At 41.1% G+C, this 14,766-nt stretch carries 11 protein-coding genes and 2 pseudogenes; 12 read left to right on the top strand and 1 reads right to left on the bottom strand.

The features are described from left to right. A partial coding sequence (locus ACO1D1_RS23170) for a glycoside hydrolase family 2 TIM barrel-domain containing protein (protein WP_423337303.1) occupies nucleotides 1–1,977 on the top strand: 1,977 nt, incomplete at its 5' end. 60 nt (nucleotides 1,978–2,037) lie between these two features. Here the strand turns inward: ACO1D1_RS23170 and ACO1D1_RS23165 are convergent. Next, nucleotides 2,038–3,429 (bottom strand): sigma-54 interaction domain-containing protein, encoded by a 1,392-nt coding sequence (locus ACO1D1_RS23165; RefSeq protein WP_423337302.1) that lies wholly within the window; start codon nucleotides 3,427–3,429, stop codon nucleotides 2,038–2,040. 270 nt (nucleotides 3,430–3,699) lie between these two features. Here ACO1D1_RS23165 and ACO1D1_RS23160 point away from each other — a divergent pair, with 270 nt between their 5' ends. From ACO1D1_RS23160 to ACO1D1_RS23110, 11 genes and pseudogenes are all read left to right on the top strand, one after another. Beyond that, nucleotides 3,700–4,821: an aminomethyl-transferring glycine dehydrogenase gene (locus ACO1D1_RS23160; RefSeq protein WP_423337301.1), complete on the top strand. Its 1,122-nt coding sequence runs from the start codon at nucleotides 3,700–3,702 to the stop codon at nucleotides 4,819–4,821. Nucleotides 4,822–4,895: 74 nt separating this feature from the next. Beyond that, nucleotides 4,896–5,036, top strand: a complete 141-nt coding sequence (locus ACO1D1_RS23155; RefSeq protein WP_423337300.1) for a hypothetical protein — start codon at nucleotides 4,896–4,898, stop codon at nucleotides 5,034–5,036. 1 nt (nucleotide 5,037) lies between these two features. Then, entirely contained in the window at nucleotides 5,038–5,841 is an 804-nt protein-coding gene (locus ACO1D1_RS23150; RefSeq protein WP_149868565.1) for an ABC transporter substrate-binding protein, read from the top strand. Nucleotides 5,842–5,890: 49 nt separating this feature from the next. Beyond that, nucleotides 5,891–6,604: an amino acid ABC transporter permease gene (locus ACO1D1_RS23145; RefSeq protein WP_149868566.1), complete on the top strand. Its 714-nt coding sequence runs from the start codon at nucleotides 5,891–5,893 to the stop codon at nucleotides 6,602–6,604. Next, a complete protein-coding gene (locus tag ACO1D1_RS23140) occupies nucleotides 6,570–7,292 on the top strand; it encodes an amino acid ABC transporter ATP-binding protein (RefSeq protein ID WP_423337299.1) in 723 nt (240 codons plus the stop codon). Before ACO1D1_RS23145 ends, ACO1D1_RS23140 begins: the two co-directional genes overlap by 35 nt. A gap of 70 nt (nucleotides 7,293–7,362) precedes the next feature. After that, complete coding sequence (locus ACO1D1_RS23135; RefSeq protein ID WP_423337298.1) at nucleotides 7,363–9,066, top strand: M20/M25/M40 family metallo-hydrolase; 1,704 nt, start codon at nucleotides 7,363–7,365, stop codon at nucleotides 9,064–9,066. A 48-nt stretch (nucleotides 9,067–9,114) separates the two neighbouring features. After that, entirely contained in the window at nucleotides 9,115–9,867 is a 753-nt protein-coding gene (locus ACO1D1_RS23130; RefSeq protein WP_423337297.1) for an SDR family NAD(P)-dependent oxidoreductase, read from the top strand. A 60-nt stretch (nucleotides 9,868–9,927) separates the two neighbouring features. Further along, the gene (locus ACO1D1_RS23125) at nucleotides 9,928–10,710 is read left to right on the top strand and encodes an SDR family NAD(P)-dependent oxidoreductase (RefSeq protein ID WP_423337296.1); all 783 of its coding nucleotides are present in this window, start codon (nucleotides 9,928–9,930) and stop codon (nucleotides 10,708–10,710) included. Between the two features lie 24 nt (nucleotides 10,711–10,734). Then, nucleotides 10,735–12,123 (top strand): annotated as a pseudogene (gcvPA, locus tag ACO1D1_RS23120) (aminomethyl-transferring glycine dehydrogenase subunit GcvPA); the annotation flags it as partial. A 38-nt stretch (nucleotides 12,124–12,161) separates the two neighbouring features. Then, nucleotides 12,162–13,739 carry an aminomethyl-transferring glycine dehydrogenase subunit GcvPB gene (gene gcvPB, locus ACO1D1_RS23115; RefSeq protein ID WP_423337295.1) on the top strand — a complete coding sequence of 526 codons (1,578 nt, stop codon included), beginning with the start codon at nucleotides 12,162–12,164 and terminating at the stop codon, nucleotides 13,737–13,739. A gap of 239 nt (nucleotides 13,740–13,978) precedes the next feature. Continuing rightward, a pseudogene (locus tag ACO1D1_RS23110) lies at nucleotides 13,979–14,746 on the top strand (GNAT family N-acetyltransferase); the annotation flags it as partial. Between the last annotated feature and the right edge of the window lie 20 nt (nucleotides 14,747–14,766).

Raw genomic sequence — 14,766 nt, 5'->3', positions numbered from 1 at the left:
TGTTATGTCCTCTACTCGTTCAGTTATCCAGCCGCCGATACTCCGACCCCAAAACCCAACAGCCTAGATAGGCGTTTTCGCATTTATCGTGAAACGCTTTCGCGTTTTTCGTGCGCCGCTTCAACCGGTAAATATGATTGGATCAGCGACGACCCAGCATGGGAAACGGCACATGTTTCCCGTTTAGAGCGGATGATTGCACGGGATAAAAACCATCCATGTATTATTATGTGGTCACTTGGAAATGAGTCATCGTTTGGCTGTAATTTCAGGGCGATGGCCAAACGGGCGAAGGAAATGGACCCAACCCGCCTTGTTCATTATGAAGGAGATTTTGAAGCAGAAGTTACAGATGTTTACAGCACCATGTACACATGGCTTGAAGAGCATGGGGACAGGCTGACGATGGACAAAGTGATTGAGAAAACAAAAAAGCCGCATATTCTCTGCGAATACGCCCATGCCATGGGGAATGGACCTGGGAATCTAAAAGAATATCAGGATTTATTTTACAAATATGATAAACTGCAAGGCGGCTTTATTTGGGAGTGGTTTGATCACGGAATTGAGACTGTGGCGGAGGATGGCACAGTTTACTACCGCTATGGCGGGGATTTCGGCGATGATCCGACAAATGGGAATTTCTGTATCGATGGGTTAATTATGCCGGATGGGACGCCGTCGCCTAGTTTAGCAGAATACAAGAAAGTGATTGAACCGGTTCAAACGGAATGTATCGATATGAAGAAGGGATTATTCCGTCTCATCAACCGCTATGATTTCTTGTCATTGGATCATTTAGAACTTACCTGCTCATTGTTTGAAGATGATAAACTGCTAGAGTCCTTTAAGGTGGAACTGCCAAAGATTGCGGGACGAGAAACAGCAGAGATTCAGGTGCGATCAGGACAAGATATCGAAAGGATTAGTGGTGCCCATTATTATTTCGTATTTTCCTATACCTTAAAACAAGATATGCCATGGGCCGTAAAAGGGCATGAATTAGCGAATGCTTCCTTTGTTCTTCCGGGTAAGGGAAAATTGCCAAAGGTACATCCTGAGGGGAAGCTTCATGTCCGTAAAGATGGTGCAATTGTAACGGTTTCTGGTAATGATTTTACGGTCACTTTTGATCACGTCAAGGGGACAATGAAAGAGGTTACTCGCAACGGCAAGGTTCAGATCGAAAAAGGTCCGCAGTTCAATTTCTGGCGCGCACCGATTGACAATGATATGTACTTGCTTTCGGATTATCGTACCAAATACTTCATGCACTTAGGTCATGAAATCGTGGAAGACGTCCAGTATGTGTTGAAAGATGGGGTTTTTGAGTGGCAGACCGATGCATTCTACGGGACAACAAACAGCTCGTGGTTCTATCAGCTTCAGTATCATTACAGTATTTATCCTGATGGAGATATTGTGTGTACTGTTAACGGTATTGCCTCCGGGGTGAGGGAAAATGCACCAGTAATGCTTCCGCGCCTTGGGGTGAACCTGCGCTTAAATAAGGACTTTGACGAGATACAATGGCGCGGCAGAGGACCGGGTGAAAGTTATGTGGATTCGAAAGAAGCGAATCATTTAGGCGTATACAGACAGACGGTTGATGGCTTGTTTACGAACTATGTGAAACCGCAGGAAAACGGCAATCGTTCTGAATGTGACTGGGTCAGTCTAACAGATCATGATGCGAATGGGCTTAGTTTCATCACTGATGAAACGTTTGATTTTAGCGCATCACACTATGAAATTAGCGATTTAGAACGAGCGAAGCATACGATTGATTTGAAACCGCGTGACTATGTTGTTTTAAATCTCGATTACAAACAAAATGGTCTCGGCAGTAATTCCTGCGGTCAAAATCAGCTCGAAAAATATCGTTGTAAATTTGAAGATTTAACTTTGAAATTCAGGATTTCGCCATTCAATAGTGAACTAACTTCAGCAGTAGATTTAGGACGCAAACAGTGTTAATACGGTGTCAGCCACCATGTGAATTCTTCACATAGTGCCTGACACCCTTTTAAATATTCGCTATATACTATATTTCTCCATTTTCCTATACAATGTCCTTACACTGACTTTTAGTTCCTTCGCTGCTTGCTTTTTTCCTTCAAGATCATAGCCATATTGATTGAGTTTTTGTAAGATGATCTCTTTTTCTGCCTCTTGTAATACTCCTCGTTCCTTTATAGAGTGAGGGATTCTCGATTTTGATTTCCTTCCTATGAAATCAGGTAGTGACGATTCGGTCAATTGTGTGCTTTTTTCGATATTCATGCTGTACTCAATGACATTTTCCAACTCGCGGATATTCCCAGGCCAATGATATTCCTTTAATCTCTTCAAATAACTTTTGCTATACGTTTGAATGAACTTTCCTGTTCGTATTTGCAGCTTTTCCAATAGGAAGGGGAGTAACTCCTCGATATCTTCTTTCCTTTCCCTCAATGGAGTTAAATGGAGCGGAATTACCTTTAGTCTGTAATAGAGGTCTGAACGGAATTGTTTTAATTCCATCAGTTCTTCCAAAGATTGATTCGCTGCTGCAATGATTCGAACATTTACCTTTTTGGGCAGTGTCCCGCCTATTCTTTGTACTAAACCGTCCTGCAATACTTTTAGAAGCTTTGGCTGGAGATGGATAGGGAGGTCTGCAATCTCATCTAAGAAAAGCGTTCCCTTATCCGCTAGCTCGAAATAACCCGGTTTTCCTCTTTTTCTTGCACCAGTAAATGCTCCTTCTTCATAACCAAACAATTCGCTTTCAAATAAAGATTCTGGAATACTCGCACAATTTATTTCCACAAAATCTCCCTTTTGAAACATGCTTTGTTCATGAATCATCTTTGCCAATAAGCTTTTCCCTGTTCCAGTCTCTCCCGTAATCACAATCGAAGAAGTGCTGTTTTTGATGTTTTTCAGCAGCTCTTTTATTTTTTGCATTTCCAAACTATTTCCAATAATATAGTCGGTTTTTTCATGTCTTCTCCTTATTTTCGGTACCCCGCCGGTTTCAAGAAGGATGATCGTAATAATATCCATTAATTTAGTAATCCAGTAGTTATATTCCTTTTGACGGTCAATCAAATTTTTTTGACCATCTTCGGTAAAACTTACGAATGAAAGATAACCGTAATGGGTATTGTTTACCGTTAAATTCTGAACAATTTCTGCTGTTGAAGGACATTTATTTTGGAAATGACAGCCCCGGCACATATTCGTATGACCTGGCTTATGTACAAATTTAACAGGGTTTTCATATAGCTTTTGAAAAAAAGCCTGATGCACCCGGTTCCCTTTCTTTCTCCTATATTCTTCTGTCGAGGCAGTTAAAACCCCCTCATTATTGAAAAAGGCAATTTCTATCTTTAAAAGCTCGGCAAATGTATGAATAACCTTGGTGATAGACATGATTGAAGGCAATATAAGCCCTCCCTTCGTTTTTTCACTTTCAGAGTTTTTGGTCGCTTAAGAGAAAAAAGTAGTGGTTGGAAGTCTACAAGGTTGATATAGGTCTTGTTATCTATTATATAGAAATATTCCAAATATTGCGAATCTGTCAACTATTTGCCAATAATGGCAAATAAAAATCATTCTTTCAGGTGAACTTCCTGAGTTTTATGCATTTATTAGGTTGGCACATTTATTGCAATATAGTTCATTGACATGCTTACGGAAATAGGAGGTATTCATATGACAAAAAAGGTACATCCTAACTTGCAAAATATGGTATCTGGACAAAATGAAGGAATAGTACCGGAAATTTATGCGGACTGCTGGCAGAACAAAATACCGGCTGTTTGTGACGAAGGAGATCTAGGGCCGGAATTCCTAACATCTTTTGCTGGTGAACATCTTTGGAATCAAGGACAGCTGCAGATATTGTTAGAATCTCAAAGGTTACTAGCAGAGTTTATAGATATGGAAATTTTGAAGATTATTACCTTTGATTGGGGCAAAGCAGCAGCCATAGCGATTAGAATGGCTGCCCGTATTACAGGGAGAAAGAAGGTCCTCGTGGCAAAAATAGTATCCCCGGAAAGATTTAACATCATTAGATATTACGGCTCACCAGAGCTAGATTTTGTTGTTATTGCTTACGACAAAGATACTGGCCTGTTAGATTTAGAAGATTTGAAGAAAAAATTATCCAGTGATATAGCAGCGGTCTATTTCGAAAATCCCACCTATCTAGGATCGATTGAATCGCAGGGTAGTGAAGTGGCTGACATGATTAGGGAACATAGAGCACTGCAAGTTGTTAACGTTGATCCTGCTTCATTGGGGGTACTAGCCTCCCCAAGTCGCTATGGTGCCGATATTGTTTGCGGAGATCTCCGTCTGTCTGGGATGCATTGGAAGGACAGGGAAACACAAGTGGGATTTATTGCCGTAAGGGATGAAGAGAAGTATATTAATGAGTTTCCTCCCCACTTGGTTGGAACCGTTTCAACGGGGCTGCTTAGTCAGAATGCAATGTACGAAATAGGTCAAACCCTTATGCAAAATTGTCAATATGCAGTAATGGAACTAAATAAAATAGCGGGTGTAAAAGGTGCTAGATTTAGTTCACCTTTTTTAAAAGACTTTATTGTTGATTTTAATGGAACGGGTCTGTCTGTGGAAGTGATTAATGAAAGACTACTAGAAAAGAATGTTCTTGGAGGCAAGGATCTATCCATGGATTTTCCTGAGGTAGGTCAATCTGCCCTATACAGCGTAACAGAACTTCATACACGAGATGATATCGACTCATTGATTGAAGCACTTACTGAAATTTTGGAGGGAAACGAATGGGGAAGAAAGGAGGTTTGATTCGCAAATGAGAAGCAAAGTCCATCGTTTTCACGAGATAAACTGGAAGGAACGTTCAGGTAATATCGGAGCCCGTGGACCATGAATTATGCCATTGGATGCTTGATTTTGTCCGTATGGAAACAGAACATGGCGGAGCTGGATCCTTTCAGGAAGAAGAAACGGAATCAAACGTAAGACCGAATGTTATAAAACTAATTATAAGAGGTGAATGAAATGAAGAAGATGTCTATTGCTATCATTGTAGGTTTAATGTTCCTTTTTGTTTTAAGCGGCTGCAGTTCAAGTAAATCGAATGGATCAGAGAAGAAGGAAGTAAAGGATGAGAAAATGGATTTGGTCAACGATGGGAAATTAACATTTGCCATGAGTGGTTTGCTTAAACCGTTAAATTATAAAGACGGAGGAAAACTTGTTGGTTTTGATGTTGAAATCGGCAATGAAATCGCGAAAAGGGTTGGGTTAGAGGCTAATCCAGTAACAAACCCATGGGAAACGATTATACAAGGATTGAAAGGAAAGAAATATGACGCGATTATCGGAAGTATGACAGCAACGGAAGAACGGGCGAAACAGGTAGATTTTACAAATCCCTACTATATATCCGGCGCACAAATCTTTGTAGCGGACTCCAATGATACGTTGAAGACGAAAGATGACTTGAAGGATAAAAGAATAGGGGTAATGCAAGCAAGCACGTATAAGATAGTTGCCGAACAATATACAAAAGATATTAAAAATTATCCAAGTGATGTCTATGCCCTGCAAGACCTTGGACCAGGCCGTGTGGATGCAGTTATAACGGATAAAATCGTTGGAATCTCCGCTATGAAAGAATCAGGATTGAAAATTAAGGATGTTGACGAAATCCTACAAGAAGAAAAAATTGCGATTGCGGTTAATAAGGACAATCCAGTCCTTCTAAAAAAGATAAACGAAGCAATTAAGTCAATGGTTGACGATGGAACGTATGAAAAGATAAGCGTGAAATGGTTTGGCAAGAATCTCCTGGAAAAGTAATGCTTAGTGATTTGTTACAGTCGATTTTCCTAAGGGGGTACAAGTGACTATGAATTTTATCGAAAGTATTGCTTCTATTTTCCAAACCCATGGAATGGCATTTCTAAAAGCGACCGTGACTACTGTGGAACTTACGGCTGTATCCTTATTGATAGCTATGGTAATCGGTTTGATATTTGCCTTTTTCAAGGTTTCTAACATTACCATTCTAGAAAAAATAGCCGATACCTATATTTTTCTAGTTCGAGGGCTTCCTTTGATTGTCCAGCTTATGTTTTTGTATTATGGCATATCAAGCGTGCTCGTGTTAAATGATTTTACCGCAGGTGCACTTGCCTTGGGAATTCACTCTGGTGCCTATATAGCTGAAATTTTTCGGGGATCTATTCAATCGATTGACCGTGGACAAATGGAGGCGGCTCGCTCCTTAGGGATGCCATACACACTTTCCATGCGCCGTATTATTCTTCCTCAGGCATTTAAAAGAGCAATTCCAGCATTGGGGAACCAATTTATTATCGGATTAAAAGATTCTTCCCTTGTAGCTTACATTGCTGTTACAGAATTGTTTAACAACGCTCTCTCCGCCCAGGCTGAGAACTACATGCCGTTTGAGACCTATTTTGTTGTTGGACTTTACTATCTATTCCTCGTTCTTGTTTTTACCATAATCGTTAATAAGATCGAGAAGAAGTTAGATGTAGGAAAGAGCAGGGGAGGGAAACGTTTTGATCAAAGTGGAAAAGCTATGCAAAGCGTTTGATGGATTAGAGGTTTTAAAAAATATTTCATTAGAAATTAAGAAATCAGAAGTAGTCGTACTGATTGGGGCCAGCGGTTCAGGAAAAAGTACATTATTAAGGTGCATTAACTTTCTTGAAATTAAAAATAGCGGTGAAATTGAAATCAATGGACAATTAATTGATACAAACAAAACTGATTTAAATAAAGTAAGGGAAAATATGGGGATGGTCTTTCAGCACTTTAATCTATTCCCGCATATGACCGTAATGGAGAATGTGATTGAGGCACCTATCCATGTAAAGAAAATAAGTAAGCAGGATGCAATCGAGAAAGCGACAAAGCTCTTGGAAAAAGTAGGACTGGCAGATAAAGCACAACAATATCCTGAACAATTGTCCGGGGGCCAAAAGCAAAGGGTGGCCATTGCCAGGGCGCTGGCAATGGAACCTGATGTAATGTTATTTGATGAGCCGACCTCTGCTTTAGATCCAGAGCTTGTTGGCGAAGTGCTGGAGACGATGAAGAGTTTGGCAAGAGATGGAATGACGATGGTAATTGTTACACATGAAATGGGGTTTGCAAGGGAAGTCGCCGACCGTGTCATAATGCTGGCAGATGGACAAATGATTGAGGAGGGCCACCCCTCTGTCTTCTTTACCAAGCCAGAGCATGAACGGACACGACGATTTTTACAACAAGTTTTATAGAGTAAGAATGCCATTCGAATGAAAACTACTAAAAACCTTTTTTAAATATATTTAAGGAGCGTAAGATGATATGCTTTCTAGTCGCGAAGAAGTATTAAAAATAACAAATGAATTAGTAGAAGTGGAAAGTGTTGTTAATACCATTGGTGAGATCGATATGGCTAACAGCTTGTATCAACAGATAGGATCCTTGCCCTATTTTCAAAAAAACCCCTCCTATGTGATCAAGTCGGTAACAGAACATGATGAAATCGAGAGGTATAATGTCCTGGCATTGGTGAAAGGGACGAAGGAGAAGAGTAATAAAGCCATCATCTTAATGGGGCATATGGATACGGTTGGAATTGAGGATTACGGAAAATTAAAAGACAAGGCATGCTTTCCAGATGAATTAATGAAAGCGCTGTCTAATGAAACGATCCCGCCCCTTGTAAAAGAGCACTTAGATTCAGGCCAGTGGCATTTTGGCCGAGGAGTCTTAGACATGAAGAGCGGTGTAGCAAGCCATTTCTTTCTATTAAAATACTACTCCGAGCACCCTGAGAAATTATCTGGAAATCTTGTTTTTTTAGCGGAGTGTGATGAAGAAGATAGTTCCCATGGCGTTTTATCAGCGCTTGGAGATTTAAAGAGGTGGAGAGATGAACATCAATTGGATTATCTGGCACTGATCAACTCGGATTTCGTTGCACCAAGATTTGAGGGGGATCGGAACCGATATATCTATAAAGGGACAGTCGGTAAACTGCTCCCTTCCTTCTTCATTACCGGTTCTGAAACTCATGCAGGTTCCTGCTTTGAAGGGTTGGATCCGAACTATCTTGCAGCAGAGCTGACCAGGCAGATAAGCTACAATCCAGATTTATGTGATGAATCATTAGGAGAAACCACTGTCCCGCCCGTTTCCTTAAAGCAAACAGATTTTAAGCCGACATATACGATACAAACAGCCTTATCTGCCTATGTTTATTTTAATTTCTTTATCCACTCTTGGTCGCCGAAAGATGTCTTAATTAAGCTTAAGGATCAAGCAGAACTGGCGTTTAATCATGCGTTAAGTAAATTAGCAGAGAGGCATCGAAAATATTGTGAACGCAGTGGACAGCACTATTCCGAATTGCCATGGAAACCGAGGGTCATTATTTACGAGGATATGCAAAAGCTCCTTGTCGATCAGCATGGTGAGACCTTTTTGCAGCATATGGAAAAGTTTAAAACAAAGCTTCTATTAGATAATACGCTTGATACAAGAATGTTCGCAGCACGGGTCGTGGAAGAAGAATGGAACTGGATGAAAGACAAGAGCCCGGCAATCATCATGTTTTATTCGTCCCTTTATTCACCTCGTATTGAGATGACTGGGAAAAATGAACGGGAACAAAATTTGCTGAAGGCATTGGATGATGCTGTTGAAACTGTGCAGCCACACTATCCACATCCCATTGTGACAAGAAATTACTTCCCATATGTATGTGATATGAGTTGTGTTGCATTAAGTGATGATGAGGAAGGGATTCGTGCTGTTTCTGAAAACAATCCAGGGTGGGGTACAAAACATTACGTAAATTATGAAGCAATTCGTGAGATTAATGTACCTGTTGTCAATATCGGTCCATATGGCTATGATGCCCATAATCGCTATGAACGAATGGAAATACTGTATTCTACCGAAATAGTGCCGAATCTTACAAATGAAGTAATCTGCAGATTATTGGGGATGGATAGCAAGCAAACGGCCCAGCTTTTAGCTGACGAAACCATTACAAAAGGCTAAACAATCGTTTTGCCAACTTCGTTTTAATAAAGGAAAGGCGATGATGATTTGAACACAGGAAAATATTCAGACAGTCTTCAAGATAAACGTGTAGTTATCACAGGCGGAGCAAGCGGAATCGGTCTCGCCACTGCCATTCGGTTCGCCGAAGAAGGATCAGTTGTCACGATATTGGATATTAATGAAGAACGAATTCAGAGTACTCTCAAGGAATACCCAAGAATTAAGCATGGAATAACAGCCGATGTCAGTAACGCGCAAGAAGTTAAGGATGCTTTTGAGAAAATCGATTCTTTGATGAGCGGAGTAGATGTCCTGATTGCGAACGCTGGAATTAGTGCTAGGGCTAAGTTTATCGATATCACACCAGAACAGTGGAGAAGAGTACTCGGAATTAATCTCGATGGGATTTTTTATACCGCTCAGGAAGCTGCTAAACGCATGCTTTCCCAAGGGAATGGGGTTATTTTGATGACGGCTTCAACGAATGGACTGGTGGGACATCCATATTATGCTGATTACAATGCATCGAAAGCAGGGGTCAATCTCTTGGCCAGAACAATGGCATTAGAGCTTGCACCGACAATTCGGGTGAATACCGTCTGCCCGGGATATGTTTTAACACCTATGCAAATTGCAGAATATACCCCAGAGATGCTGGAACAAGTGAACGAAAAAATTCCTTTAAAAAGACATGCTCTTCCAGAAGAAGTAGCGGGTCTGTATGCCTTTTTAGCATCTCGGGAGGCCGCCTATATCACCGGCCAGCATATTCCCATTGATGGCGGGGAACTAGCGTGAATTTTTCAACAGTCAGCAGGAAAATAAAGGCGAAAAGTAGTAAAGGAGTGTTTCTTACTAATGATTAACTACGAAGAATTAATGCAATTAGATGGAAAAGTGGCATTGGTGACCGGCGGAGCATCTGGAATCGGATTGGCAGCGGCCAAACTTTTGGCCGAAGCCAATGTCCGTGTAGCCTTGCTTGATATAAATGAAGAGCAAGGATTAAAAGCGGTAGATGAAATTGCTAAAAATGGTTCGGAAGCAGTGTTCATTCGGTGTGATGTTACATCGAATAATGAATGTAAAAATGCCGTTGAAAAGGCAGAAGAATTATTTGGGAGAATCGATATTCTCTTCAATAATGCAGGTGTCATTAAGAGGAAAAATGTAGTCGATCATCATGAGGAAGAATGGGATTTAGTTTTGAATGTTTCTTTAAAGGGTGTGTTTTTATTATCGAAATATTCCATTCCGCTGATGGCTAAAAATGGCGGAGGGAGTATTATCAATACCGGATCCGGCTGGGGGCTGAAAGGCGGGGATGCAGCCGCTTCTTACTGTGCAGCGAAAGCGGGTGTAGTCAACTTAACAAAGGCAATGGCAATCGATCATGGTAAACAAAATATCCGTGTCAATTGCATATGTCCTGGTGACACAGATACACCGTTATTACGAGATGAAGCAAAACAATTACAATTTGACGAAGAATCATTCCTAGCATCGTCAGCAGTTGGCCGGCCGCTTGAAAGGATTGGAACACCTCATGATATTGCAAAGGGTGTATTATTTCTAGCAAGTGATATGGCGTCGTGGGTCACGGGCACAGTATTAACAGTAGATGGCGGGGGTTTAGCCTAAAACGAGTTTGGAGGAGAAAACATGATGAATAATTTAAAGAACACAGCGCATCCATATATTCCGAATACAGTTCCAGAAGTACAGGAAGAGATGTTAAGGGAGATTGGTGTAAAAACAATTGATGAGCTTTTCGACGGTATACCGGAGGAATTGCATTATAAGAAAGAAATGAATATTCCTAAGGCACTTTCAGAATTTGAGCTTAGGAGATATATCGAAGGAATTTTAAATAAAAACATTAATACGAAAGAATACTTAAACTTTTTAGGGGCTGGCTGTTGGAATCATTATGTTCCGGCCGTGTGCGATGAAGTGAATCAACGGGCGGAATTTTTAACGGCCTATGCCGGGGACCCATATGAAGATCATGGCAGATATCAAGCATTATTTGAGTATCAAAGTTTGATGGCAGAATTAGTAGATATGGATGTTGTCAATGTCCCGACCTTTGATTGGGCACAAGCAGCAGCCACCTCCATCCGAATGGCAAACCGGATTACGGGACGAAAGGAAGTCCTTTTACCGAAAACCATTGCACCAGATCGCTTGAAAATAATTAAAAACTATTGCTCACCGCATATTGACTGTATTCTCGTGGACTATGAAGAGGATTCTGGTCAAATCAATATGAACGATCTTAAAGCTAAGCTGTCAGCAAACACGGCTGCTGTCTATTTTGAAAACCCTTCCTATTTGGGATTTATTGAAACACAAGGTCAAAAGATTAGTAAACTGGCAAAAAGCTTTAAAGCGATTACGATCGTCGGAGTTGATCCGAGTTCTTTGGGAGTCCTTGAGCCTCCAAGTCGTTATGGGGCTGATATTGTATGCGGTGACCTGCAGCCGCTTGGTATGCATATGAATTATGGCGGCGGTCAGTCGGGCTTTATCGCTACACATGATGATGTAACTTTTATTCAAGAATATCCATCGCGGCTTTTTGGGATTGCCCCTACAGTGGTCGAGGGAGAGTATGGGTTTGGAGATGTATTCTATGATCGAACATCTTTTGCCCTTAGAGAAAAAGGGAAAGAGTCGGTTGGAACCCAAACCGCATTATGGGGGATTACAGCAGGTGTATATCTTTCCTTACTAGGACCAAATGGCATGTATGAGCTCGGTAAATCGATTATGCAAAAATCCCAATATGCGATGGGGCAACTGGAGAACATTCCGAACGTTGTGGCATCCCGATTTGTATCCACAAATTTTAAAGAGTTCGTTGTGGACTTTTCTCATACAGGAAAATCAGTGAAGGAAATAAACCAATATTTATTAGACCATGGCATTTTTGGGGGCAAAGACTTATCGGAGGAGTTCCCGGAATTAGGGCAGTGTTCATTATTTTGTATAACGGAAATTCATTCAAAAGAAGACATCGATCGCTTAGTAAGTACCATTCAAGATTGTGTGGAATCAATTGAAAATAAGGGAAGAAAGGAATGGTGTACATGCAAAAAATTAACCGGGATCATAAAGTCAGAAATTATCATCAGGCAAAATGGGATGAGCCCATTATTTTTGAACTCCATAAAAGCGGCGAACGAGGAGTCACGCTCCCTCCTGTTGAAGAAGAAATTACAAACAATGTCGGCGATGGAGTTTCAGCTATACCATTGGAAATGGTCAGAAAAAAGACTCCGAAATTACCTGAAATCTCGCAAAATAGAGTGCTGCGCCATTATTTACGTCTATCACAAGAAACATTAGGAGCCGCCTTTAATGTAGAAATTGGGCAAGGAACATGCACGATGAAATACTCTCCTAAAATTAATGAAATGTTTGCCTCTTCACCGAAAATGTCTGAGCTGCATCCATTGCAGGATGAAAGAACTGTCCAGGGAATGCTTGAAGTTACGCACAAATTAGATTTATGCATGCGAGAGATTTCTGGTATGGACTTCTTTAGTTTTCAACCAGGAAGTGGGACACAATCATTATTTACGATGGCGTCAATTGTTCGGGCGTATCATGATGCCAATGGTGAGGGAGAGCAGCGGAATGAAATCATCACGACGATTTTTTCCCATCCATCACAAGCGGCAACTGCTGCCGTAAAGGGCTATAAAATTATTACATTATATCCTGATCAAGACGGCTTCCCAGATATTGAGAAGCTAAAAGCGGCCGTTTCCGAAAGAACAGCAGGTTTTGTAGTCGCTAATCCCGAAGATACAGGAATCTATAACCCAAGAATAAAAGAGTTTACTAAAATCGTCCATGATGCTGGGGGAATCTGCTATTATGACCAAGCGAATGCAAACGGTTTGTTAGGCATCACAAGAGCGAAAGAGGCAGGCTTTGACATGTGCTTCTTTAACCTTCATAAAACCTTCTCAACCCCACACGCATGTGGCGGACCAGCAACTGGTGCATTGGGTGTCGTGGAAAAGTTAAAGGAATTTATGCCGGGACCGTTAGTTGAAAAGCAGGGTGATAGCTATCATTTGATTGATAACTTGAAACATAGCATTGGGAAAGTCCGGTCATTTCAAGGGGTTCCTCAAACTGTGCTGCGTGCCTATGCATGGATCAGGGCCCTTGGTGCCGAAGGTCTTAAGGATGTAGCGAAAATTGCTGTGTTAAATAACAATTATTTATACCATAAAATACTTACTATTCAAGGCGCCGATGCACCCTACATCAAAGGAAAAAGACTTGAGCAGGTTCGTTATAGCTGGGAGCAGTTAACGAAAGATACAGGTGTCACAACAGATGATATTTCCCGCCGTATGGCTGATTTTGCCCATCATTATTGGTCAAGTCATCATCCATTTGTTGTACCTGAGCCGTTTACGCTGGAACCGACTGAATCCCTTTCAAAAGCCGATTTAGATGAGTACATCGCGTCATTAACACATATCTCACACGAAGCATACACAAATCCGGAAAAGGTGAAGCATGCCCCGCATAATAGCACAATCCATCGTGTGGATGAGCAGGATTATTTCGAAAATCCGGAAAAATGGTGCATTACATGGCGGTCATATTTAAAGAAGGCAACTAAAACGGAAAAAGTAAATTCTTAATTCGAATTAGGAGGGGTCAGTCGAAAAACTTGCCTGTTCATTGTGCGAGGATGATAAACGGCTCGAGTCCTTCAAGGTGGAAATGCTAAAAGTCGCGCCGAGATGCTAAATAAGGGTGTTAAAAAGCGAGGAGCACATTTTGATGCTCCTCGCTTCTATTTGTTGGGAAAGTACTTAATTTCTTAATAAAATGGGAACCTTAATGATGTATATTTTTATTTAGTTAAGGGTGTGAGCGTGTGCCAGATACGGATATGTCCAAATATGAAAAGAAAATTATTATTCGCAATATTCGCTTGGATGACATTGATGAAATTATTGCACTAGGGAAAACCTGCTTTCCGAATATGGATCCATGGAAACGGGAGCAGCTGCTTAGTCACATTCGCATCTTCCCTGAGGGGCAGTTTTGTGTAGAATTTGAGGATAAAATTGTCGGTTCCTGTTCAAGTCTAATTGTTAATTTTAACGAATATGACGACCAGCACACCTGGGATACAATCACGGACAATGGATATATCACCAATCATGACCCCGACGGATTCAATCTATACGGAATCGAAGTGATGGTGGATCCGGAATATCGCCGGATGAAACTGGGACATCGTCTTTACGAGGCTCGGAAAGAACTGGCCGTTCGCTTAAATCTGCAAAGCATCATTATCGGCGGCCGAATCCCCAATTATCACAAATATAAGGATGAAATGACGGCACGTGAATATGTTCAAGCTGTGGAAAAGCACAGCATCTATGACCCCGTGTTATCCTTTCAGCTTCTGCAGGGTTTTACAATAAAACGGATTAATACAAGTTATCTTCCAGATGACAAAGCATCTGCTTCGGCGGCAACCTTAATGGAATGGAACAATGTCGATTACCGGCCGAAGAGTAAACGGATTTACCGGACCGCCTTCCCTGTTAGAATCTGTGCGGTCCAGTACATGATGAAAAAGATTGATTCGCTTCAGGATTTTAGCAGACAGGTTGAATATTATCCAAAAGCAGCGTAAAACCCCTAACTTTGAGA

It is taken from the genome of Neobacillus sp. 19 (assembly GCF_049463095.1).
Classification (GTDB): domain Bacteria; phylum Bacillota; class Bacilli; order Bacillales; family Cytobacillaceae; genus Neobacillus.
Note: the sequence above shows the minus strand (reverse complement) of the source record. Positions and strands in the feature narration are given on the sequence as shown.

Excerpts from the sequence above, each read along its gene's own strand:
- ACO1D1_RS23160 (WP_423337301.1), top strand. The coding sequence starts at position 3,700 with ATGACAAAAAAGGTACATCCTAACTTGCAAAATATGGTATCTGGACAA.
- ACO1D1_RS23150 (WP_149868565.1), top strand. The coding sequence starts at position 5,038 with ATGAAGAAGATGTCTATTGCTATCATTGTAGGTTTAATGTTCCTTTTT.
- ACO1D1_RS23145 (WP_149868566.1), top strand. The coding sequence starts at position 5,891 with ATGAATTTTATCGAAAGTATTGCTTCTATTTTCCAAACCCATGGAATG.
- ACO1D1_RS23135 (WP_423337298.1), top strand. The coding sequence starts at position 7,363 with ATGCTTTCTAGTCGCGAAGAAGTATTAAAAATAACAAATGAATTAGTA.
- ACO1D1_RS23125 (WP_423337296.1), top strand. The coding sequence starts at position 9,928 with ATGATTAACTACGAAGAATTAATGCAATTAGATGGAAAAGTGGCATTG.
- gcvPB (WP_423337295.1), top strand. The coding sequence starts at position 12,162 with ATGCAAAAAATTAACCGGGATCATAAAGTCAGAAATTATCATCAGGCA.